The following is a 20440-nucleotide window of genomic DNA, read 5'->3' as shown; positions in this document are numbered from 1 at the left end:
TATGACCAAAATTACACTGTTAGGACCGGATGGCCATCCGCTTCCGCCAAAGGCACTTCCTCCCTCCGGTCGTAGCCGGAACGCAGCGCTGGCGGGAAACCGGGGGATTGCTTACGACGCGGCAGATGTGACCAGCGACCAGATGGCTAACTGGCGACCGTCCCTCTGGTCTCCGGACAATGAAATCAACCCGTACCGTGACCGGATGGTATCGCGTACCCGTGATCTGGTCCGCAATGACGGCTGGGGCGCGGGGATTATCACCCGCACCCAGGATAACGTTGTGGGTCCGAGTTTCAGGCCGATACTGAGTCCGGACTACCGGGCGCTGGCGCACATGAGCGGTAACAGTGCGTTTGATATTGGCTGGTCACGGGAATACAAACGCGCGGTCGAGGCCGCATGGCGCAGCTGGGTCTCGGATCCGGGGCGCTGGTGTGATGTGGAGCGCCAGCTGACTATCTCACAGCAGTTGCGACTGGCCTTCCGGCACAAGCTGATAGACGGTGATGCGCTGGGGTATCTGCAGTACCGCCCGGAGCGTCTCGGGTATGGAAAAGCGAAGTTCGCCACCACCCTGCAGATCATCGACCCGGACCGGCTGAGTAACCCGCAGCAGATGATGGATCTCAAGTACATGCGCGGTGGGGTGGAAATCGACGATGACGGCGCGCCGGTGTTTTACCACATCCGGGAGGCTCATATGGGGGACTGGTGGAGTGCTCCGGAAACGGTTATCTGGCAGCGTATTCCTCGTGAAACCCGCTGGGGCCGCCCGGTGATGGTGCACGACTTTGACCACGACCGGGGCGCGCAACATCGAGGTGTCGGCCTACTGACGCCGATTGTGCAGCGTATGAAGATGCTCACAAAGTATGACCAGAGTGAGCTTGAAGCCGCAATCCTCAACGCCGTGTTCGGGGCTTATCTCAAGTCGCCGTTTGACCCGAGCGTGGCCGCTGAAGCGTTGGGCGACACTGCTACAGATGTGGCGAACGCGGAAGGCTGGACCGGCTATCAGGATGCCCGCGCAGACTATTACAGTGACAACCGCCTGATGATGAATCATGGGGTGGGGATCATGAAGCTGTGGCCCAGTGAAGAAATCGGGACGGTGGATGCGCAGCGGCCAAACAGCAATTTTGCTGACTTTGAAAGCGCCATGCTGCGCAATCTTGCGGCGGCGACGGGGCTCTCTGCCCAGCAAATCAGCCAGGACTGGTCTGATGTGAATTACAGTTCGGCCCGCGCGGCCATGCTGGAAACATGGAAAACGCTGACCCGGCGACGCGAGGACTTTGGCTCCGGTTTTGCCCAGCCTGTGCTGGTGGCCTTTATGGAAGAGTTGCACGAATTTCACGATCTCCCGCTCCCCCGAAACGCGCCGGACTTTGCCGAGGCACGTGCGGCCTATTCGCGCGCCCGCTGGCAGGGGCCGGGACGTGGCTGGGTTGACCCGGTTGCGGAGAAGAAGGGGGTGATCCTCGGTCTCGATGCCGGTATTTCCACTATGGAGCAGGAGGTGGCTGAGAGCATGGGGGCGGACTGGGAAGAGGTAGTGGACCAGCGAAGCTTTGAAATTAATTACTTTAAGGAAAAGGGGATGCCGCCGCCGAGCTGGGCGCAGGCCAATGTGATGGCCCCTGAAACGATAAAAGATCCGGAGGAAAAGTGAATCTACCCCATCTCGCCCAGCGGGTGTTTAACACGCCGCTGATGCTCCACCCGCTTAAGGCGGAAATCGTGATGACCGCGCTGATGGAGCGCTTTGGTATTGCCCGCGTGTCGGCTGGTGCCTGGTCAGATGAAGAAGAAAAACCCTTCCGGCGTAAGGGTAAGGAGACCGGCTATGACGTACTGGAAGGGGTGGCGGTGATCCCCGTCCATGGCACGCTGGTTCAGAAGCTGGGAAGCCTGCGGCCGTACAGCGGCATGACCGGCTATGACGGTATCCGACAGTCCTTTCTGAATGCCCTGCATGACCCGGAGGTCACGGCGATCTGTCTCGATGTGGATTCGCCGGGCGGTGAAGTGGGCGGCTGCTTTGACCTGGTGGATTTGATTTACGCCAGTCGGGGGAAAAAGCCGATACACGCCATTCTCACCGAAAGCGCTTACTCAGCGGCTTACGCCATCGCCAGTGCGGCGGACAGGATAGTGGTTCCCCGCACCGGTGGTGTGGGCTCGATTGGCTGCATTGTCATTCACTGCGACTGGTCACAGCGTATCGAGAAGGAGGGCCTGCAGGTCAGCATTATCACGTTCGGTGACCGTAAAGCCGAAACCAATTCCCTGCGCCCGCTGAGTGACCAGGCGCGTGCAGGAATACAGGCCGAAGTGGATGCCGCCGGGGTGCTGTTTGTGGACACCGTGGCCCGTAATCGCGGGCTGGCGGCTTCCGTGGTCAGGAACACACAGGCGGCGTGCCTGCTGTCGGAGGAAGGGGTGAGGCTCGGTTTTGCTGATGCCGTGCTCTCCCCGGATGACGCATTTTATGAGCTGTTAACAACAACAGGAGTTAGTCATGTTTAAATTTGGACACCTTCTCGGCGGGAAAGCCTCCCGCAGGCTGGAAGAGGATAACCAGGACGATCCGGAGCTGGTGGACGACACCCAGCCTCAGGGGAAGACGCGTGGGCGTCGTGTGGATGATAATCCGGACGATCCGGATAACAACCCTGACGCAGTTGATGATCCTGAAGACCCGGACAATCCGGATAAACAGGGCCGTAAGGCGAAGAAGAGTAAAGCCCGCGCCCGACGCGCGGATGAAAATTCGGACGTGGAGGGTGAAGACGATGACGGCGACGATAATGTCGATGACCCGGCCGACAAAAAGGCGCGTATGGACGAACGTACCCGCTGCGCCCGCATTTTCGGCAGTCCTCACTCCGCCGGAAACACTGCGCTGGCGGCCTCTCTGGCGTTCAATACCGGTATGAGTTCCGCCGCTGCTATTCAGGTGATGGAAAACACCGCCCCACCGGTTTCGGCACCTTCAGGGCCGCGCCGAATCAGTCTCGATGATCGTATGCGGGCGGAAAATCTGCCGAAACTTAGACAGGATACGCGACAGCAGGGCGGCCTTAATGCGCTGGTCAGCCAGTATCAGAATCTCTCCGGGAAAAGGAAATAATCATGGTTGAAATCATTGGCGATAACCCGTGTACACCGGGGATGCAGAGCTATACGTATGTGCCCGACCAGCTGATCGCAGGTAACCTGCAGCTGGTGACGGACACCGTTGATATCGGCGGAGCCAACCCGCTGGTGCGTGGGACCATTCTGGGTCAAATCACCGCGACCGGGGTGTATGTCCTGAGCGTAAAAACCGCCACCGATGGCAGCGAAGTGCCCAGCGCCGTGCTGGTGGATAATGTCACTCCGGGCGGTGCTACCGTTCGCGGAGGCATTTATGAGCTGGGGATCTTTAACCAGAACCGTATCACCTTTGACAGCAGCTGGACGATCCCGGCACTGAAAACGGCCCTGCGTCCGTTCTCTATTTTCCTGCGTGACAGCCTGCAGGCTCCGGCCTCCTGATTTTTAGCTAATCCCTTTTTAGTGTGGCTATGCCGTTCATCCGGCAGGGCTTCGCACATTCTTTTATCGAGGTTTTTAATGGATCATCAATTCAATATTTACGACACCCTGACGCTGGTCGAGGTGGTGCCGAACCTGATGACGTCCCAGAACTTTCTTCTGGATAAGTTCTTCCCGAACGTCATTGAGTCGGATACGGAGTTTGTCGCCATCGATGTGGATGTGGGCCGTCGTCGTATGGCTCCGTTCTGCTCCCCTCTGGTGGCGGGCAAGCTGGTAGAAAGCCGCCGTTACCAGACCAACGTATTTAAACCGCCTTACGTTAAGGACAAGCGCGTCCCTGACCTGCGTAAGCCTATCCGCCGCCAGATTGGTGAGCAGATCGGCGGCAATATTCCGGCGTCAGATAAAGCTGCGTTAAACATGATGTTTGAGATGTCCGATCAGGTCGATGTTCTGAACCGCCGGCAGGAGTGGATGGCCGCCAACGCAATGATGACCGGCACCATTACTGTTGTGGGGGAAGGACTGGACCCTGAGGTCATTGATTTTCAGCGCGATCCGGCACTGACGATCGCACTTTCTGGTGCGGACAAATGGCCGCTGGCCGTTGCGGCCGGCGCAACCAATAACCTGCCCACGCAGGACATTGAGCGCTGGCAGACACTCATTCTGCAAAAAAGCGGAGCGGTGGCCACCGACCTGATTTTCACCAATGCTTCCTGGGCGGCGTTCCGTCTCGATACCACTATCAAAGATAACGCGATTACGTTCCCGGCTCTGAGCCCGTACGGTAACCAGGTGGATGCGGGCGCGCGTGTGGAGCAGGGGGCCGTATATAAAGGGCGCTGGGGACAGTTCGACCTGTGGCTGTACAACGACTGGTTTATAGATCCGGTTGATGATTTAGAAAAACCGATGCTGACAGATGGGGCGGTGATTATGTCCGGTCCAAACCTGATGGGGACGCGTGCTTATGGCGCCATTCTCGATCCCGATTTTGACTATGGCGCCATGGCCTATGCACCGAAGACCTGGACCGAGAAAGACCCGGCGCAACGCTTTCTGCTGATGCAGTCTGCCCCGCTGGTTATTCCCAGCCGTGTCAACGCCGCCCTGTGTGCCACAGTGGTTTAAGGAGACTCCATGACCCGATTAATTGAAATGGTGGTAACCAAAGGCCGCAGCGTAGTTCATGACGGTAAAACATACGGGCAGCACAGCCGTATCAATCTCCCGCCAAATGAAGCCATCCGCCTGGAGGAGATGGGTTTTGTTCTGGATCTGTCAGTCGTGCGCGGCCTGCTTCATGATCCGGATGGTGGTGGTTCTGCCGGCGGCGGTACTGGTGCCACTGGTGACGGTTCTGCCGGCGGCGGTACTGGTGCCGCTGGTGACGGTTCTGCCGGCGACGGTGCTGGTGCAGCGGGTGATGGTTCTGCCGGCGATGATACTGGTGCAGCGGGTGATGGTTCTGCCGGCGACGATACTGGTGCAGCGGGTGATGGTTCTGCCGGCGACGATACTGGTGCAGCGGGTGATGGTTCTGCCGGCGACGGTGCTGGTGCAGCGGGTGACGGTTCTGCCGGCGACGATACTGGTGCAGCGGGTGATGGTTCTGCCGGCGACGATACTGGTGCAGCGGGTGATGGTTCTGCCGGCGACGGTGCTGGTGCAGCGGGTGACGGTTCTGCCGGCGACGATACTGGTGCAGCGGGTGATGGTTCTGCCGGCGACGATACTGGTGCAGCGGGTGATGGTTCTGCCGGCGACGGTGCTGGTGCAGCGGGTGACGGTTCTGCCGGCGACGATACTGGTGCAGCTGGTGCAGGCCAGAAGACCAGCAACGCAGCGGCTAAAAATGCCGCAGGCAAGAACGCGAAGAAATCCGGAGCGTAATCATGGGACCGGTTGACTGGGATAATAAACTGTTGGGTCCCTGTCACGGTGTTTTCGGGGAGCCGGTGGAGTACCGGCCCCGGCACGGGGCGGCGTTTGCCATCACCGGCATCTTTGACCGCGCGTACACCGTGGACGTTGAGCCCATCGACGATAATGGCCCGACCGTGAACACCACGCGGCCGGTGCTGGGGGTTCGGGACAGCGCCTTTGAGTCTCCGCCAGTGCAGGGGGATATGCTCTATATCCCCCGCGTCCGGACGCTGTTTAAGGTGGCGGATGTGCAGCCTGACAGCCATGGCGGAAGCCGTCTTGAACTGAACAAAGTCAGGGAGGTGCCATGAATTCAGCCAGACTCCGGGAGCTGGCCGTTCAGGCTATCAGGGGAAAGACACTCGCAGAGCACCGCGTCTATTCCCCGCGAGACTGGGCTACCCGCAGCCGGGATTACCCGCTCATTCTGGTGCAGACGGTCTATGAGGAGAAGTTTTCCAAAGGCCGTAATTCTCCCCAGTTCGATACCGTCACCACGCTACAGATAGCCGCCAGGCTTGAGGAGCTCGACGGCGAACTGGACGATGATGGGGCCATGAAGGTGCAGCTGAATCTGGAGCGGTTGAAGGAGGAAATCGAACGGGCTGTGATTAACAGCTACGAGATAACCCGCTTCACGCAACAGATTAAGCATGTCCGATCACAGCTTAACCTGAGCCCGGAAGGCGAGGCCCACACCGGGCAGCTCGTCATTCAGATGGATATCGAGTATTTCCAGGGACCTGACGACTTTTACCCCATCGAGGGTGACGAGTTGCAGGAGCTGCATCTGGAAATAGCTATGCCGGACGGCACCGCGCGTCCTGGTCTGGATATCAAATTTCCCCAACAGGCTCCGGATCTCACATCCAACAATACTGATTCTTAATCAGGAGTATCCCATGTTTGTAAAAACTGCGCCGGGGCGGCTGGTTCGCTGCCCGGTGAAGGGCTCCCTTTTGCCTGAAGAAGGGGCAGAAGTGCCCGATGACGCCATTTTCTGGCGAAACCGCCTGCGTGATGGCGATGTGGTGAAGGTGGTCAAAAAAACCAGCGTCGCCCCCCCAAAAAACGCGCCTAAAAATACCGTAAAAGACGATAAGGAGCCTGAGGCATGAGCGCAATTGATTCGAATCTTCGCACGCCGCTGTTCTGGGCGGCGATGGATAACAGCCAGGCGAACACGGCGCAGGCCGTACAGCGCACGCTGCTGATTGGGCAGATGCTGACTGCCGGCACCACGCCGCCAGGTATCGCTGTGCCCTGTGGCTCCTCTCAGATGGCAACTGAACTGGCGGGGGCGGGCTCCATGGTGGCAGAAATGGCCCGCGTCTACATGGATAACGACACCGGCGGGGATGTTTATCTGCTGCCGTTAGAAGATGGTGATGACGATGCGGCGGCCACCGGTAGTGTGGCAATCAGCACCGTCCCCACTGAAAACGGCGTGTTATCGCTGTACATCGGCGGTATTCGTGTTCCGCTGACGGTCGTGACAACAGATACCGTGGCCGTCATTGGTACTGCACTGGCAACGGCCATTAACGCTAATGCCAGCCTTCCGGTTACGGCATCGAGCGCGGAGGCATCCGGGACCGCGACGGTGACGCTGACGGCCAAAAATAAGGGCGATGCCGGCAACAGTATTGATTTGCGGCTGAACTACCAGGGCAGCGCTGGCGGTGAGAAAACGCCGGCGGGCATGACCGTTGATCTGACGGCCATGAGCGGCGGGGCGGGTACACCTGAACTGCTGGATGCGCTGTCGAGTCTGAAGGACAAGCCGTTTGATTTTATTGTGCTGCCCTACACCGACACAACCAGCCTCGACACCCTGAAGCAGTTCATGAATGACAGCACGGGGCGGTGGAGCTATCAGAAGCAGATTTACGGGCACGTGTTTGCTACGGCTACCGGGACCTACGGCCAGCTGACGGCGACGGGGGAGGCGCGGAACAATCAGCATGAATCCCTGATGGGTGTTTATGACTCACCGTCCCCGGCCTGGCTGTGGAGCGCCGCTTATACCGGCGCGGTGGCGAGCAGCCTGCGAACCGATCCGGGTCGTCCGGTTCAGACGTTGCCGGTATACAGCGTTCTTGCCCCGCCGGTTATCTCCCAGTTTGACCAGCCCGAACGTAACAACCTCCTGCACAGTGGGATCGCGAGCTATACGGTGCAGGATGACGGGACGATTCAGGTTGAGAACCTCATCACCACGTATCAGAAAAACGCCTATGGCGCGCCGGATGACAGCTATCTGGAAGTGGAGACCCTGTTCACCCTGATGTTTGTCACGCGTGACCTGAAAACGCTTATCACGTCGAAGTTTGGCCGGATGAAACTGGTGGATGACGGGACCCGTTTCCGCGCCGGCTCACCGATTGTGACGCCCAAAATCATCAAAGGCGAGCTGCTGTCACGTTACACGCAGCTGGAGTTTGATGGCTATGTGCAGGACAGCGACGCCTTTGCGGCGGGACTTCTGGTCACAAAGAGCAGGCAAAACCCGAACCGGGTAGATGTGCTGTGGGATGGCATCCTGGTGAACCAGCTGCGCATCGTGGCGCTTATGAATCAGTTCAGGCTGCAGCCGGCAGCGTAAGGATAAACGATGAGTGACAATTTACTGGCCGGTACGGCCTACGTATCAGTGGACGGCTCGACCATTATGGTCGGTGGTCAGTTCAAGTATGCCACGGGGCGCGTGAAGCGAGAGACGCTGATCGGGATGGACGGGATCCACGGTTACAAAGAGACGTTTGTCGCCCCCTATATTTCCTGCCAGGTACGTGACGCGGGGAATACGGTGCTGTCGGACTACAACGACATGACAAACGTGACGCTGGTAGTGGAGCTTGCCAACGGCAAGACCCTGACCGGGAGCGGGATGTGGACGACGGATCCGCAGGAGGTGGACAGTGAAGAGGCGCTGTTCACCGTGAAGTGGGAAGGCATGACCGGCAGCGTGAAGGAGAGCTGATATGCAGGATATCTACGAATTACCGGAAGAGGAAACGATCCCCCTCAGCCACCCGATTTCTATGGGCAAAGAACACCGTGAATACGATGAGATCACGCTGAGGGAGCCCTCTCTGGATGAGGTGGACAATTTCTACAAGGAAAGAGGAAAGGAAGACAGTTTGCTTTCGGGCATGGGGCTGCTGATTTCGCTGGTGTCCGGTGTGCCGCGCCCTGCTGTGAGAAAACTGAAATTCCGGGACTACAAGCGCTGCGAGGTGTGGTTAACCCGTTTTTTGACGTGGGTGCCGCCGGAGAAGGGCGAGGAGATCGGGGACGCCTCAGAGCCAACCTGACGTTTTACTGGAAGTGGGGGCCGGCCGATGTCGGCCCCCTGACCTTAAGGCAGGCGAAATACTGGGAGCGTCAGGCGCTCCGGATCAACAAAATCAGGAGTGGTGATGGCGGGTAATCGTTTTGACTTTGAGCTGGTCGCTAAGGATGAGGCCAGCGCCACCATTAAAGAGCTGGAAGCGACTGTAGCGAAAATGCTCCCCAACCTTGATAAAGCCGGGAGTAAGGTACAGCTGGGAGGGAAAAAGACCATTGAAGGCCTGGATGACCTTGGGAGCCGGCTGTCGAAAATCAATACCTTCGCGAAAAGCGGTGTGCAGTATTTTGGCGATATGGTGCCACCGCTGAAACTCGCCGGCGAGCTCGCCGGCCGTTATGGCGGTGCTATCGCCAAAATAGGCGTGGGTGGCGCGGTTGCTTACGGCGTGGGTCAGGGGATCGCGTCCCTTGCCGGCAGCATGAAAGATGCCGCTGAAGATGCGTATAACCTGAATGTTCAGGCGATGGACGCGGGAATGAGCATTCATGATCTGACGCAGGTGGCCGGGGGAATGCGTATTCTCGGGGCTGACACCAACAAGGCGCGGGATTCGGTTGAAGCCTTATCCCGGTCATTAACCGATGCCATGAACAATCGCCAGAGCACTCTTACCGGCGTACTGAACCAGATAGGTGTTCCCATCGTGGAACGCGCCGACCATACGGCGGATACGATGAAAACGCTGGAAAATCTGGCGAAGGTATATCCGACGATTGGCGCGCAAAAGCAAAAGACGGTATCCGATGCGCTGGGGCTCACCCCAGAAATGCTGGCACTTTTGCGTGATGGGGCGCATTACAAAGAGCTTCTGGCAAAATCCGATACGCTGGGTCTGACCCTTTCTGATGACACGGTTCAGAAACTGAGTGGGTTGAATGATTCCCTCAATGAGATCAGCGCATCCTGGGAGGGGCTGAAAAACAGAACGAAAAGCAACCTTTTCGGTGGAATGATGAATGACGTCACCGTTGGCAAACATACCGTTCTTAAGTCTGGTGTTAAAGATGGTCTTGACGGTGTGGCCGATCTTTTTACTAACGGCGATTTCACCGGGCTCTCTCACGCCATGGGGTTCATCAGCACCGAGAATGCCACTAAACTCCGGCGTATGCAGGGTGATAAAAAGCTCTATAACAGCCTGTCCCGGCGTGAGCGTGGGGCTGTAGATGCGGGGTTTTATACCGATGCGGTGAAAAAGCGCTATGACAGCGCGTACGGAGCAACCGATCAGGCTGGTCTGCTGCTGCAGGATATGAATGCCGTGACCCACACTGATAAAGCAGGTGTGCCGCCGGCCAATAATTCCATGTTTGACCAGCCACGAAATAATGCGCTGGGACTGCGTAATCATAACCCGGTTAATTTGCGTGCCGCGTCAAATGAAACCGGCAAGGTGTATGCCGGGAAAAGTGGTTCCTTTTCCCGGTTCGGCTCGGATAGGGATGGCCTGGCTGCAGCGGCAAGACAGTTGTTTTTATATGGTGATAACGGTAAGCATACAGTAAATGATGTTATTAAGACCTTTGCGCCATCCAGTGAGAATAATGTCAGTGCGTATGTTTCTGATGTTTCGCGTGATTCCGGTTTAAAACCGGGAGAAAACATTGACCTTCACTCCCCGGATGTACTGAAGAGACTGTTACCCGCGATGATAAAGCATGAGCAGGGGACGCAGCCGTTTAGCCGTTCGGAAATAGATACCGGCATTAATGATGCCATTATGGATCCTCGATGGAGTGGCAAGCGAAACCCGGAATATTTACAGGAGCAACGTAGCCAGGGTGAGCAATCTGGCATCATTACACCAGATCAAACGGCGGAATTGACGAAGGCCCTGAAAGAAATTACTGACCAGGCTGGAAAGGATGGAAAAACACAGATCGAAGTTCTTCTTACCAGCCCTGATGGTGAGAAGAAGCGTGTTGTGGTTCCGTTTGGTGGAAAGGTTACTGCTTCAATGAGTCCTTATTAAATATTGGTTAAGTAACCATGTGGTAATGTTGTATTTACATCATTGATTAAGGTTTTTTATGAAGATATTAATATTTCCACTTATTGCTTTGTCATTTCAGGTGTTGGCTGGGAATAATTACTCGGATTCAATATGTAGGGAGAATGCTCAGAGTATTTATTTCCCTATGGATGCGCCTAACTTCCCCACCAAGCCGCTTGGTGCATGTTTTGCGAACAAAAACATAACTAAAAAGCTATCAGGTCCATGGGATATAACGTCAGCGGTATTTGATGGCATTGGCAATATAAACTACTACACGATTGGGACTGACGGCGATGGTTCACAGTATGATCATACTAAAATCATGGCCGCCTCTGTTAATAAAGACGGTGACATTGTCACTGCTGAAGTTATGGACTCAGGCAAGCCTGACTGGGATGACCCAAAGAAAACCCTGTATAACATGCAGGTGACAGGGTATGACTGGAGGACTGCACGGCTTTATTTTGAAACTGATGCGTGGGCTACATCCGGCGCGGTCCATGTTTTACAAATGGAAGGCAATAGCTCAATACGAATAAAGTATCATAAGTTTATTACTGATGGTTCTGTTTCCGCAGTAACAGATAAAGGTGTTGTGGTCGAAAGAACAGGAGATGATGAAAATAAATCATTCTCACATTCATATCTCTATGACAATTCCGAGAAGAAGGTCTGCATTGTCAATACAAGGGATAAATACTGGTCCGTATATGCGGATTGTATTGATGGTGGTTGAATAAACTATATCTTGTAACTCATTCGGTTTTGTAATGAATTAAATTTATGTATCCAGCCCGCTTAAATGCGGGCTTTTTTGTGGCTGGAGAAAAGATGACTTTAATCCACGATGCCGTTAATTCAGCAAAAGATTCGCTGTTTGGTCCCTCCGGGGACAGCTGGAAATGGCAGGAACACCTTCATAAGGCCACCTTTCGCGACGTACCGTTTGCGGTCGAGGGCGGAGAGGGGAGCTTTGGCCGTCGCCAGGCTGTACATGAATACCCGTATCGCGATCAGGCCTGGGTGGAAGATTTAGGCCGCAGTACGCGGCGGATCACCCTGAACGGGTTTCTGGTGCAGAGCAGCCGGCTTTACACCGCACCGGACGTCATGACGCAGCGGGATTCCCTGATTGCTGCCTGTGAAACGGGGAGTGCCGGCACGCTCGTTCATCCTACGCTGGGAGAGCTGACCGTCAGCGTGCCTGACGGGGGGCTCAAAATCACGGAAAGTCTCGCGGGAGGGACGTTCTCTTTCACGCTGACGGTCATTGAATCTGGCCTGCGTGTGTTTGCCATTACCAGCTCCACAGATGCGGCCTCGACCGTTCAAACCTCCTGGCTGTCTGTGGCCGCCGAGGCGGCCAGCACCTTCATTGGTGAGATCCACGGTACGCTCAATTATTTCAATGGGACGTTAAAAACCCTGCAGAACACGGCCGATTTCTGGATCCGCAGCGTGACCAGCACCATGCAGTCAGCCAGCAATCTGGGTAACTCGCTGCATAACGTGTTCAGCCCTGACCGCTACGGTCGCTATAACCATGGCTCATTCAGCGCGTCGTCGCCGTCTGCTGAAGTACAAAAATCCATGGCGTCCACTGTGCAGCACACGATGGCCGTTCAGCGAAGTCTGTCAGCGCTGTCAGAGGATTACACGCCTGAATCCTATGCCCATGATGTTCTGAACGTGGTCAACGGCCTGCAACTGGTTATCCCGTCGCCGGCGGATCGCGTTCAGGCCCTGCAGATACTGTCCGGGTTTACCGATCCACAGTGGCATCCCCCGGGCGGCGAAACGCAGGTTTCCGACATTACTGTTCGCTACATGACTATCCTGACGGCCGGTGCAATGGCGGCCGCTGCCGCCCTGGTTCCGCTGCGCAGTTATGACGATGCGATGACCCTGCTGATGAACGTCAGCGATACCCTCGATAACGCCATGCTGGCGGCCGGTGACAGCGGCGAAGACAGCCTTTATGAGGCGCTGATGATACTGCGCACGAACACGATTTCCTTGCTGCAGACGCGCGGGGCAAACCTGGCTCCGGTGGTGGTGCAGCATTTTAATGCCACGTTACCCGCTTTGTACCTTGCCAACAGGCTCTACCAGGATGCAGGGCGTACTGATGAGCTTACCGACAGGGCCCGCCCTGTCCATCCGGCATTTATGCCACGAACCCTGAAGGTGTTAAGCGAATGAGTGACGAACTGACTCTGGAAGTCGGGGGCCGGTTGATTTCAGGCTGGGACCAAATCCGCGTGACGCGCAGTATCCAGCGCCTGCCCTCAGACTTTTCCCTGTCCCTGATGGATTACTACCCCGGCTCGGATGATAAGCAGCTGGTGGCCCCTGGCGATCCGTGCGTGGTTCGCCTGGGGGATGACAGCGTGGTGACGGGATATATCGATCGCTGGGACGCCACCATTGGCCCCTCCCGGCACGAGGTACACGCCTGCGGTCGGGGTAAGTGTCAGGACCTGGTGGACTGTTCCGCGATTTGGCCTAACAACGTGATTGAGCAGGCCACCCCGTTACAGATCGCGCAAAAGCTGGCGACCCCTTACGGGATTAGCGTTGGAACCGACATTACCGACCTGCAGAACGTGCCCCAGTTCTCGCTTAACTGGGGGGAGTCGTCGCAGGAGGTTATAGACAGAATGATGCGCTGGGCGGCGCTGCTGTATTACGACCTGCCGGATGGCAGTCTGTGGCTGACGCGGGTGGGGACCCGGAAAGCGGCCAGTGGTGTGGCGGTGGGAACGAATATTCAGGAAGCCTGGTACAGCAGTTCCTGCGATGAGCGTTACTCGGAATATACCGGGATCTCTATGCCCACGACGGCGGTGACAGAAATCTCCGCCGGCGATGCTTATGCCTCCGTCACGTTGTCCACGGCCAGCGATCCGGAGATGGCCGCGATGCGTTACCGGAATCTGGCCGTGCTGATTGAAAGTACGCTCAACACCTACGGGGCCGCACAGCAGTACATCGACTGGGAGATGAACCGGCGCTTTGGTCGTTCCCGCGTACTGCATGTCACTGTGGACAGCTGGCGGGATACCGCCGGGACACTCTGGGAGCCTAATACCTTAATTCCGATCACGGCTCCGCAGCTGAATCTTAACAATGAAGCCTGGCTGCTGGGGGAGGTGACCTTTCAGAAAGACAATCGCGGCACGACCGCTGAAATGATGCTGATGCCGGCGCAGGCCTTCACGGTTGAGCCTTACCAGTTCTACAGCAACATTATGGAGCTGAATTATTCATGAGAGACCCGCTACTGCAAATGATCATGAGGAAGCTGGGCGAGCTGGAGGGGAAGGTCCGGGTACTGTACCGAAAATCGATGATGGCTTTCACCACGGGGAAAGTGACTGCCATGAAAGACGCGGGTGGCGTGCAGGTCCTGCAGTATCAACATCCTGTCGAAGTGAGGGGTAGCACGCCGCGCATGGCTGAGTTTGGTTTTTCCTCCGGACTGCCGGCCGGGACGGATGTACTGATTGCCTGCATTGGCGGAGATCGGTCCTCCGGTATTGTCATTGCAACGAATAACTCAGCCTACCGGCACAGTGGCCTGAACCCTGGTGAAACGGTGATTTATAACCAGTGGGGGCAGTTCGTGAAACTCACCCAAAACGGTATCGAGGTGCAGGCGAACGGCCAGGCGGTTGATGTTAAACAGGCCACGCTGGTCACTATCGAGGCGGCACAAGGGGTCATGATGAAAACGCCGCTGCTGCAGTGTACCGGTGACATTCAGGACAATTGCGAGGGCAACACCACCACCCTGAAATCCCTCCGGGAAGCCTATATCAAGCACGATCATGACGTCGAAGGTGTTGAGTCCGGTAATTCCACCAAAACCACTGAGCCGACAAAGGAGAAGCCATGAGTGATATTCGCACCCTGTGGCCGGCACCCGATGGCAGCAGTGCCGACTGGGTTGTGGTGTCCGGTGACCTGCAGCAGGGGAATGATCTGGAGACAGCCATTTACATCAGCCTGTTTACCGACCGGCTGGCGCGCGATGACGATCAGATTGATGGGACCGACCGGCGTGGCTGGTGGGCGGATACCGGAGAGACTTATCTGATTGGTTCGCGCCTGTGGCTGCTGCGCCGGCAGAAACTGACGTCAGCCATTGCCGGTAAAGCGGTGGACTTTTGCCGTGAGGCGCTGCAGTGGCTGCTCGATGACAGCATTGTCAGCAGCATTACGGTTCAGACCCGCATCATTCATCCCCGCACACTTCTGGTTGGGATCACCTATCAGGAGCCGGGTAAATCCGCGCAGAGCGTGAAATATTCATGGGTATGGGAGAACTGATATGCCCTTTGCAAGACCGACGCTGAGCGAACTCCGGACACGTAATGTGGCGTTTATGGAGTCAGAACTCAGGGGAAGCGGGGTGGGGTCCCTGCTGCGTTTTTCAAACCTCCGCATTCTGGCAAATGCTGATGCCGGCATGTCTCATCTTCACTATGGCTATCTCGATTATATTGCCCTGCAGGCGACGCCTTTCACTGCAACCGATGAATGGCTGGCGGGCTGGGCGGCGCTCAAGGAGGTCTTCCGTAAGCCCGCCACGGCGGCGACGTGTTCAGCAATGGCCTTTGCGGGGACGGCCGGCAGAACGATTACCGGCGGGAGCGCGTTAAGGCGCAGCGACGGTTATGGATACACCCTGGATGCTGATGTGACACTGGACGCTGACGGGACGGGAACGGGCACCATTACGGCCATTCTTCCGGATCCGGCGACCGACATCACGGGGGGCGGTGATGCCGGTAACGCGCCGGCGGGAACGATACTCTCTCTCGATGTGGCCGTAGCCGGTGTGGAGTCTACGGTTACTGCTCTTGACCCCATTCTGGGCGGGGCAGACATCGAGAATGAGGAGGCGTTCAGAGCCCGTATGCTGCTTGCCTGGCAGGATACAGCACAGGGCGGCAACGATACCGATTATGAGCGCTGGGCACTTGAGGTGCCGGGTATCACGCGTGCATGGGTGGTGCGGCGCATGATGGGCTTTGGCACGGTCGGGATTTACGTGATGTGTGATGGTGTCAGCGGTCATCCTGACGGTTTCCCGGTCGGGACGAACGGGGTATCACGCTATGAGCCGGAAAGTGCGCAGGTGGCGACCGGCGATCAGGGGCGTGTGGCGGATGCGCTGTATCCGCTGCACAACGTTACCGCTGAGGTCTGGGTGTGTTCGCCGTCGCGGCTGCCGGTGGATTTTGTGATAAGCGGGATCAAAACGGCCAGCAATGAAACCAAAAGTGCGGTCAGGGCGGCCATCGATCAGGTCTTCTTTAATGAAGGTCATCCGGGGGTAAAACCCGCCGTTGATACGCCGCCGGTCATTATCGACCTGTCCGATATTGAGCTGGCGATCGCCAGTGTGCCAGGCACAAAGGGTTTTCTGCTCACGTCGCCGGTGGATAATATTTTTCCGGGGCTGGGAGAGCTGGCCGTCACCGGGGAGATTGAGTATCTATGAACCCGAGCCGCTTTCTCACTGATGATTACACGCAGGCCCTGCAGGGGCTGATGCCCTCCGGGCAGGCGTGGGCGAAAAGCCAGAATGCGGTACAGTCAGCCGTTCTTCGCGCGCTGGCCCGTAGCTACCGGCAGAGTGATGCCGATGCGCTGGCGCTGCTCAGGGGGGCGTTCCCGGGAACGGTCGATGCTTTCCTTCCGGAGTGGGAGGCAACGCTGAATCTGCCGGATCCGTGTGTCTACAACGAGGATCAGACAACGGAGGCGCGGCAGCGTGCCGTGGTCGCCAAACTGACCTCCACGGGGGCGCTTTCTCGTCGGTACTACACGGACGTGGCCCGCGCGCTGGGATTTATCGTATCAATCACCGAATACCGGCCCTTCCGGGCAGGCATGTCCGGCGCGGGCCAGCCGCTTAATCATGGTGACTGGCGCTTTACCTGGTGCGTCACCGTGATTTCGCCACCGGTGAATCCGGAAAATTATGACGCCTACCAGCAGATGGTCTGCACCCTGACCCGTGAATCGCCTTCTGAAACTCTGCTGATTTTCAGTCACTGACCCGTAAACCTTTGTTAATCGCCGTCACCGGCGAGGGATTTTTGCATGCAAAAAATAGGAAGCAGTACCACAACAGCTGATGAGAACGATGAATTTACGGACGGCGACCCACAAACACAGGTCCCGTGTACATGGGTGATGGCCGCCTGGCTGAATACCCTGCAGCGTGAGCTGGTTCACCTGTGCGAAGAGGCCGGAATTACGATTGACCCGGAGGATGACACACAGGTTTATCAGGCCATCGCGCAGCTGCTGAACACCAGTACGGAAGGGATGGTGAAAACTGTCAACGAACACGCCCCGGATGAGCACGGCGATGTGAAGCTTGGCAGTGCTGCTGATGCCAACGTACAGACCTCAAAAGATGATGTCACCACCGGGCGCGTGCTGGTTAATGGCGGTGCGTTGGCCTTACGTACTGTTCTGGCGGGGGCTGGAAAATCTATTACAGATTTTGACGGCTTACCCGCGAACTCAGTCAGCTTTGGATACAGTGACGCCACGCACTCGCCGGGGTTTACAGGCTCTGTTATTGATTTTTCAGGTTCCAGCGGCAGATACAATGCCCAGATTGCCACTCAGTACAACGGTAATGGAAACCGCATCGCATTTCGTACCCACAACGGTGATTCAGCAGGGGTGTGGAATAACTGGTTCGAGTTTTACCATACGGGCAATAAACCTACTGCTGCTGATACGGGAGCCATGCCGTACTTCGGTACGGCGCTGGGCGTGGACCTCAATACGCTGGGGGCCTATAGCGCGGCCGGCGTTCACTATCAGACGCAAAATGCAGGCGCAACGACAGCAAACCACTACCCGGTTGCAGAAGCCGGGGCGTTACTGGTGCTTCCAAGCGCCTATGGATGCCAGCAGGAATACACCACGTTTGGTACGGGGCGGAAATTTTTACGCGGATTAAGCGGAGCATGGAATGGCACCAACGGCCCATGGGGAAACTGGAACGAGCTGTACGGCCCAACGAATCCCAATGAAATAGTCAGCCCATCAGCAAACAGCTTCCGAATCGCTTACAACGGCTACGGCACGTTCTGGCGCAATGACGGCATGAACTTCTATCTGATGCTGACCAATAACGGCGACCCTCACGGGAATTACAACGCCCTGCGTCCGTTCCGTGTGAGTGTCGCAACCGGCGAAGCCATCATGCATAAGCTGAACCTGGAAGACTTCGGCTATTTTGATGCCCGCTATCAGGGAAAAAGCCAAGTCAGTCTGGCAAAAAATGGCTGGCGTAAGGATGCTGACGGTACGATTTTCCAGTGGGGATTTATTACCCGTACCGCGAATACAACGCCAGTAACGTTCCCATTGGCTTTTCCAAATGAGTGTTTCAACGTCCAGTTGACCCTGGACTGGAACGGCAGCTTCCACGATCAGGACGTTTACGTTCAGAACCCCTCTAAAACGGGATTTAACTACATCGCCGGTGATGGTGAGGTGCGGGCATACTTTGAGGCAATAGGTCATTAATGATGTATTACAGCGCGGCAATGAACGGGTTTTATTCCCCTGAACTTAAAGACGATTATGAGGCGGCAGGAACATGGCCAGATGATGCCACTGAAATCAGCAATGAGGAATATGAAGCGCTTTTGAACGGACAGGGTAGTGGGCAAATCATTATTCCTGACGCTAACGGTAAACCGGAACTGGTAACACCAGCGATCGATCACGTATCGGAGACAGGGTCACGGAAACGTTTGTTGCTCAAAGAGGCCGCAGAAATCATTTTCCCTCTGGCAATGGCAGTCAAGCATGGCATGGCGACAGAAGACGAAACCGCCAGTCTCGAAGCATGGGAAAAATACAGCGTGCTGGTGAACAGGGTAAACCCCGGAGAGGACTGGCCGCTGAAGCCTGAGTAACTGGTGACAGCGCTAATCTTCAGTTGAGCCGGTGCAAAGGGGGTCACTGAAGAAAAGCGCCATCATTGGCGGTGGCGTTAACCTGACAGATGTGGTGAAAGGAATAATCAGACGCGGAAAACGCCACCATAGAGGGTGGCGGTGCAGTTTTTTTGGGTAACCCAACAACGTGAGATGGAGGTTAAAACTGCACCACCATTGAAGTCAACACAGCACCGCATCCGTGCGGAATCCTACTAGCTGTGTTTTGTCTGTTAGCTGGTGGAAGTCAGACAGCAATGATACTCGGAACGGTTTGGTTAACTGTCAATAACATCTGAGCAGGAAACAGGCGAAAGCCTGGATTATGCGATCGAAAAATGAATGCCAGCCCTGAGCTGGTTTTTTTGCGTCCTGACTAAAAACGTGAGGTTGATAATGGCAAAAACGATCCCGGTAATTCCGTGGGTGGGTGGTAAACGAAAACTGGCAAAAGTTATTCTGCCGCTTTTCCCTGAACATACCTGCTACGTGGAGCCGTTCTGCGGCGGTGCGGCGTTATTCTTCATGAAGCAGCCGTCAGAGGTGGAGGTGTTAAACGATATAAACAGCGATATCGTGAACCTGTACCGGGTTGTGCAAAATCACCTTGAGGAATTTATCAGGCAGTTCAAGTGGGCATTAACGAGCCGAGAAATTTTTGCCTGGGCAAAAGTTACCCCTCCGGAAACGTTGACCGATATTCAGCGTGCCGCCCGTTTTTATTACCTTCAGAAACTGTGCTTTGGCGCAAAATCCGAAGGTCGAACGTTTGGGACCAGTGCCACCAGTCCTTCATGTCTGAACCTCATGCGACTGGAAGAGACGTTGTCAGATGCGTGGGTGCGCCTGCAGCGGGTGACGGTGGAACATCTGGACTGGCAGGAATGCATCCGGCGTTACGATCGGCCCGGTACGCTTTTTTATCTGGATCCGCCGTACTGGAAAACGCAGGGCTACGGCGTGCCGTTCGGCATCGAGCAGTATCAGGCGATGGCAGGTTTAGCGCGTGATATACAGGGGAAGATGATAATTTCTGTCAACGATCACCCCGACATGCGAGAGGTGTTTGCCGGGCTGGATATTCACACAACCAGCACGATTTACACTGTAGGGGGAAACAACGGCCACAAGGCAGGGGAGCTGATAATCTGCAATTTTGAGGCCGGTCATCAATAACCGGCTACCCGTCAGCTTAGAGGGCCTCGATGCCGGAAGCGGTGAGCATGTAGTGGCCCCAGTGCGTTTTTTTAATGTAACCCGCCAGTTCCATCTGGGTGACGATAAACTCGGTGTTGTCCATTTCCATTCCCGCATACTCGGCCAGCTCACGCAGTGGCCAGGTACTGCGGATACCGGCGTTTACCATTGAGTCTCTGATGCAGCGCGCGGTGTCGGTCATAGGGCGAGTTTTGGCGATCTGAATAGTCATGCTGTGCTTTCCGAAATGATGTTCTGTTGCTGCAGACACTAACTCTGGTCGCGGCAGCCATCCAGTCCAAAAATGAAGTATGAAAGCGATAAGTGTTACTGAGTGCGATGGTGATAGTAGAAAAGGAGTGTTTTCGTATGATTTGTGATGTTCGGGAATCATAACTTGATACTATAAATCACGTCCGAATATAGTCCGAGCATGTC

General features: G+C 56.1%; 24 protein-coding genes. 23 read left to right on the top strand and 1 reads right to left on the bottom strand.

Annotated elements, in window-relative coordinates; translation table 11 throughout:
• The first annotated feature begins 1 nt into the window (after position 1).
• The 23 genes from ACB496_RS12765 (at position 2) to ACB496_RS12655 (ending at position 19981) form a co-directional block, all read left to right on the top strand.
• Positions 2 to 1675, top strand: a complete 1674-nt coding sequence (locus ACB496_RS12765; protein WP_371972742.1) for a phage portal protein — start codon at positions 2 to 4, stop codon at positions 1673 to 1675.
• Positions 1672 to 2532, top strand: a complete 861-nt coding sequence (locus tag ACB496_RS12760) for a S49 family peptidase (RefSeq protein WP_103948639.1) — start codon at positions 1672 to 1674, stop codon at positions 2530 to 2532. The genes ACB496_RS12765 and ACB496_RS12760 overlap by 4 nt, the downstream gene beginning before the upstream one ends.
• The gene (locus ACB496_RS12755) at positions 2525 to 3136 is read left to right on the top strand and encodes a hypothetical protein (protein ID WP_371972741.1); all 612 of its coding nucleotides are present in this window, start codon (positions 2525 to 2527) and stop codon (positions 3134 to 3136) included. Before ACB496_RS12760 ends, ACB496_RS12755 begins: the two co-directional genes overlap by 8 nt.
• Before the next feature lie 2 nt (positions 3137 to 3138).
• Positions 3139 to 3543, top strand: coding sequence for a head decoration protein (locus tag ACB496_RS12750; RefSeq protein ID WP_371972740.1), 405 nt, complete (start codon positions 3139 to 3141; stop codon positions 3541 to 3543).
• Positions 3544 to 3621: 78 nt separating this feature from the next.
• The gene (locus tag ACB496_RS12745) at positions 3622 to 4680 is read left to right on the top strand and encodes a major capsid protein (protein WP_371972739.1); all 1059 of its coding nucleotides are present in this window, start codon (positions 3622 to 3624) and stop codon (positions 4678 to 4680) included.
• A gap of 136 nt (positions 4681 to 4816) precedes the next feature.
• Entirely contained in the window at positions 4817 to 5458 is a 642-nt protein-coding gene (locus ACB496_RS12740; RefSeq protein WP_371972738.1) for a hypothetical protein, read from the top strand.
• On the top strand, positions 5445 to 5786 hold the full coding sequence (locus ACB496_RS12735) for a hypothetical protein (protein ID WP_371972737.1): 342 nt from the start codon (positions 5445 to 5447) through the stop codon (positions 5784 to 5786). Before ACB496_RS12740 ends, ACB496_RS12735 begins: the two co-directional genes overlap by 14 nt.
• Positions 5783 to 6364, top strand: a complete 582-nt coding sequence (locus ACB496_RS12730; RefSeq protein ID WP_371972736.1) for an ATP-binding protein — start codon at positions 5783 to 5785, stop codon at positions 6362 to 6364. The genes ACB496_RS12735 and ACB496_RS12730 overlap by 4 nt, the downstream gene beginning before the upstream one ends.
• A gap of 13 nt (positions 6365 to 6377) precedes the next feature.
• Positions 6378 to 6593 (top strand): DUF2635 domain-containing protein, encoded by a 216-nt coding sequence (locus ACB496_RS12725; protein WP_371972735.1) that lies wholly within the window; start codon positions 6378 to 6380, stop codon positions 6591 to 6593.
• Positions 6590 to 8080 carry a phage tail sheath subtilisin-like domain-containing protein gene (locus ACB496_RS12720; RefSeq protein ID WP_371972733.1) on the top strand — a complete coding sequence of 497 codons (1491 nt, stop codon included), beginning with the start codon at positions 6590 to 6592 and terminating at the stop codon, positions 8078 to 8080. The genes ACB496_RS12725 and ACB496_RS12720 overlap by 4 nt, the downstream gene beginning before the upstream one ends.
• Positions 8081 to 8089: 9 nt before the next feature.
• The gene (locus ACB496_RS12715; protein ID WP_103948395.1) at positions 8090 to 8458 is read left to right on the top strand and encodes a phage tail tube protein; all 369 of its coding nucleotides are present in this window, start codon (positions 8090 to 8092) and stop codon (positions 8456 to 8458) included.
• A gap of 1 nt (position 8459) precedes the next feature.
• Positions 8460 to 8792 carry a phage tail assembly protein gene (locus ACB496_RS12710; protein ID WP_371972730.1) on the top strand — a complete coding sequence of 111 codons (333 nt, stop codon included), beginning with the start codon at positions 8460 to 8462 and terminating at the stop codon, positions 8790 to 8792.
• 105 nt (positions 8793 to 8897) lie between these two features.
• On the top strand, positions 8898 to 10802 hold the full coding sequence (locus ACB496_RS12705; protein ID WP_371972728.1) for a hypothetical protein: 1905 nt from the start codon (positions 8898 to 8900) through the stop codon (positions 10800 to 10802).
• A 58-nt stretch (positions 10803 to 10860) separates the two neighbouring features.
• Positions 10861 to 11562 carry a hypothetical protein gene (locus ACB496_RS12700; protein ID WP_174348967.1) on the top strand — a complete coding sequence of 234 codons (702 nt, stop codon included), beginning with the start codon at positions 10861 to 10863 and terminating at the stop codon, positions 11560 to 11562.
• Positions 11563 to 11657: 95 nt separating this feature from the next.
• Positions 11658 to 13028, top strand: a complete 1371-nt coding sequence (locus tag ACB496_RS12695; RefSeq protein ID WP_371972726.1) for a DNA circularization protein — start codon at positions 11658 to 11660, stop codon at positions 13026 to 13028.
• On the top strand, positions 13025 to 14098 hold the full coding sequence (locus ACB496_RS12690) for a phage baseplate assembly protein (protein ID WP_371972725.1): 1074 nt from the start codon (positions 13025 to 13027) through the stop codon (positions 14096 to 14098). The genes ACB496_RS12695 and ACB496_RS12690 overlap by 4 nt, the downstream gene beginning before the upstream one ends.
• A gap of 32 nt (positions 14099 to 14130) precedes the next feature.
• Positions 14131 to 14724 (top strand): phage baseplate assembly protein V, encoded by a 594-nt coding sequence (locus ACB496_RS12685; RefSeq protein WP_371975234.1) that lies wholly within the window; start codon positions 14131 to 14133, stop codon positions 14722 to 14724.
• A complete protein-coding gene (locus ACB496_RS12680) occupies positions 14721 to 15158 on the top strand; it encodes a phage GP46 family protein (protein WP_174348970.1) in 438 nt (145 codons plus the stop codon). Before ACB496_RS12685 ends, ACB496_RS12680 begins: the two co-directional genes overlap by 4 nt.
• A gap of 1 nt (position 15159) precedes the next feature.
• Positions 15160 to 16335: a baseplate J/gp47 family protein gene (locus ACB496_RS12675; protein ID WP_371972724.1), complete on the top strand. Its 1176-nt coding sequence runs from the start codon at positions 15160 to 15162 to the stop codon at positions 16333 to 16335.
• Complete coding sequence (locus ACB496_RS12670; protein WP_371972723.1) at positions 16332 to 16895, top strand: YmfQ family protein; 564 nt, start codon at positions 16332 to 16334, stop codon at positions 16893 to 16895. The genes ACB496_RS12675 and ACB496_RS12670 overlap by 4 nt, the downstream gene beginning before the upstream one ends.
• A 45-nt stretch (positions 16896 to 16940) precedes the next feature.
• Positions 16941 to 18389 carry a pyocin knob domain-containing protein gene (locus tag ACB496_RS12665; protein WP_371972722.1) on the top strand — a complete coding sequence of 483 codons (1449 nt, stop codon included), beginning with the start codon at positions 16941 to 16943 and terminating at the stop codon, positions 18387 to 18389.
• Positions 18389 to 18784, top strand: coding sequence for a tail fiber assembly protein (locus ACB496_RS12660; RefSeq protein ID WP_371972721.1), 396 nt, complete (start codon positions 18389 to 18391; stop codon positions 18782 to 18784). Before ACB496_RS12665 ends, ACB496_RS12660 begins: the two co-directional genes overlap by 1 nt.
• Before the next feature lie 414 nt (positions 18785 to 19198).
• Positions 19199 to 19981: a DNA adenine methylase gene (locus tag ACB496_RS12655; protein ID WP_371975233.1), complete on the top strand. Its 783-nt coding sequence runs from the start codon at positions 19199 to 19201 to the stop codon at positions 19979 to 19981.
• A 16-nt stretch (positions 19982 to 19997) separates the two neighbouring features.
• Here ACB496_RS12655 and ACB496_RS12650 read toward each other — a convergent pair whose 3' ends face one another.
• Complete coding sequence (locus ACB496_RS12650) at positions 19998 to 20234, bottom strand: hypothetical protein (RefSeq protein WP_371972720.1); 237 nt, start codon at positions 20232 to 20234, stop codon at positions 19998 to 20000.
• Positions 20235 to 20440: the final 206 nt, after the last annotated feature.

It is taken from the genome of Lelliottia nimipressuralis, assembly GCF_041464075.1.
GTDB classification, from domain to species: Bacteria; Pseudomonadota; Gammaproteobacteria; order Enterobacterales; family Enterobacteriaceae; genus Enterobacter; species Enterobacter nimipressuralis.
The sequence above is the reverse complement of the archived record's forward strand: the minus strand, read 5'-3'. Positions and strand labels throughout refer to the sequence as shown.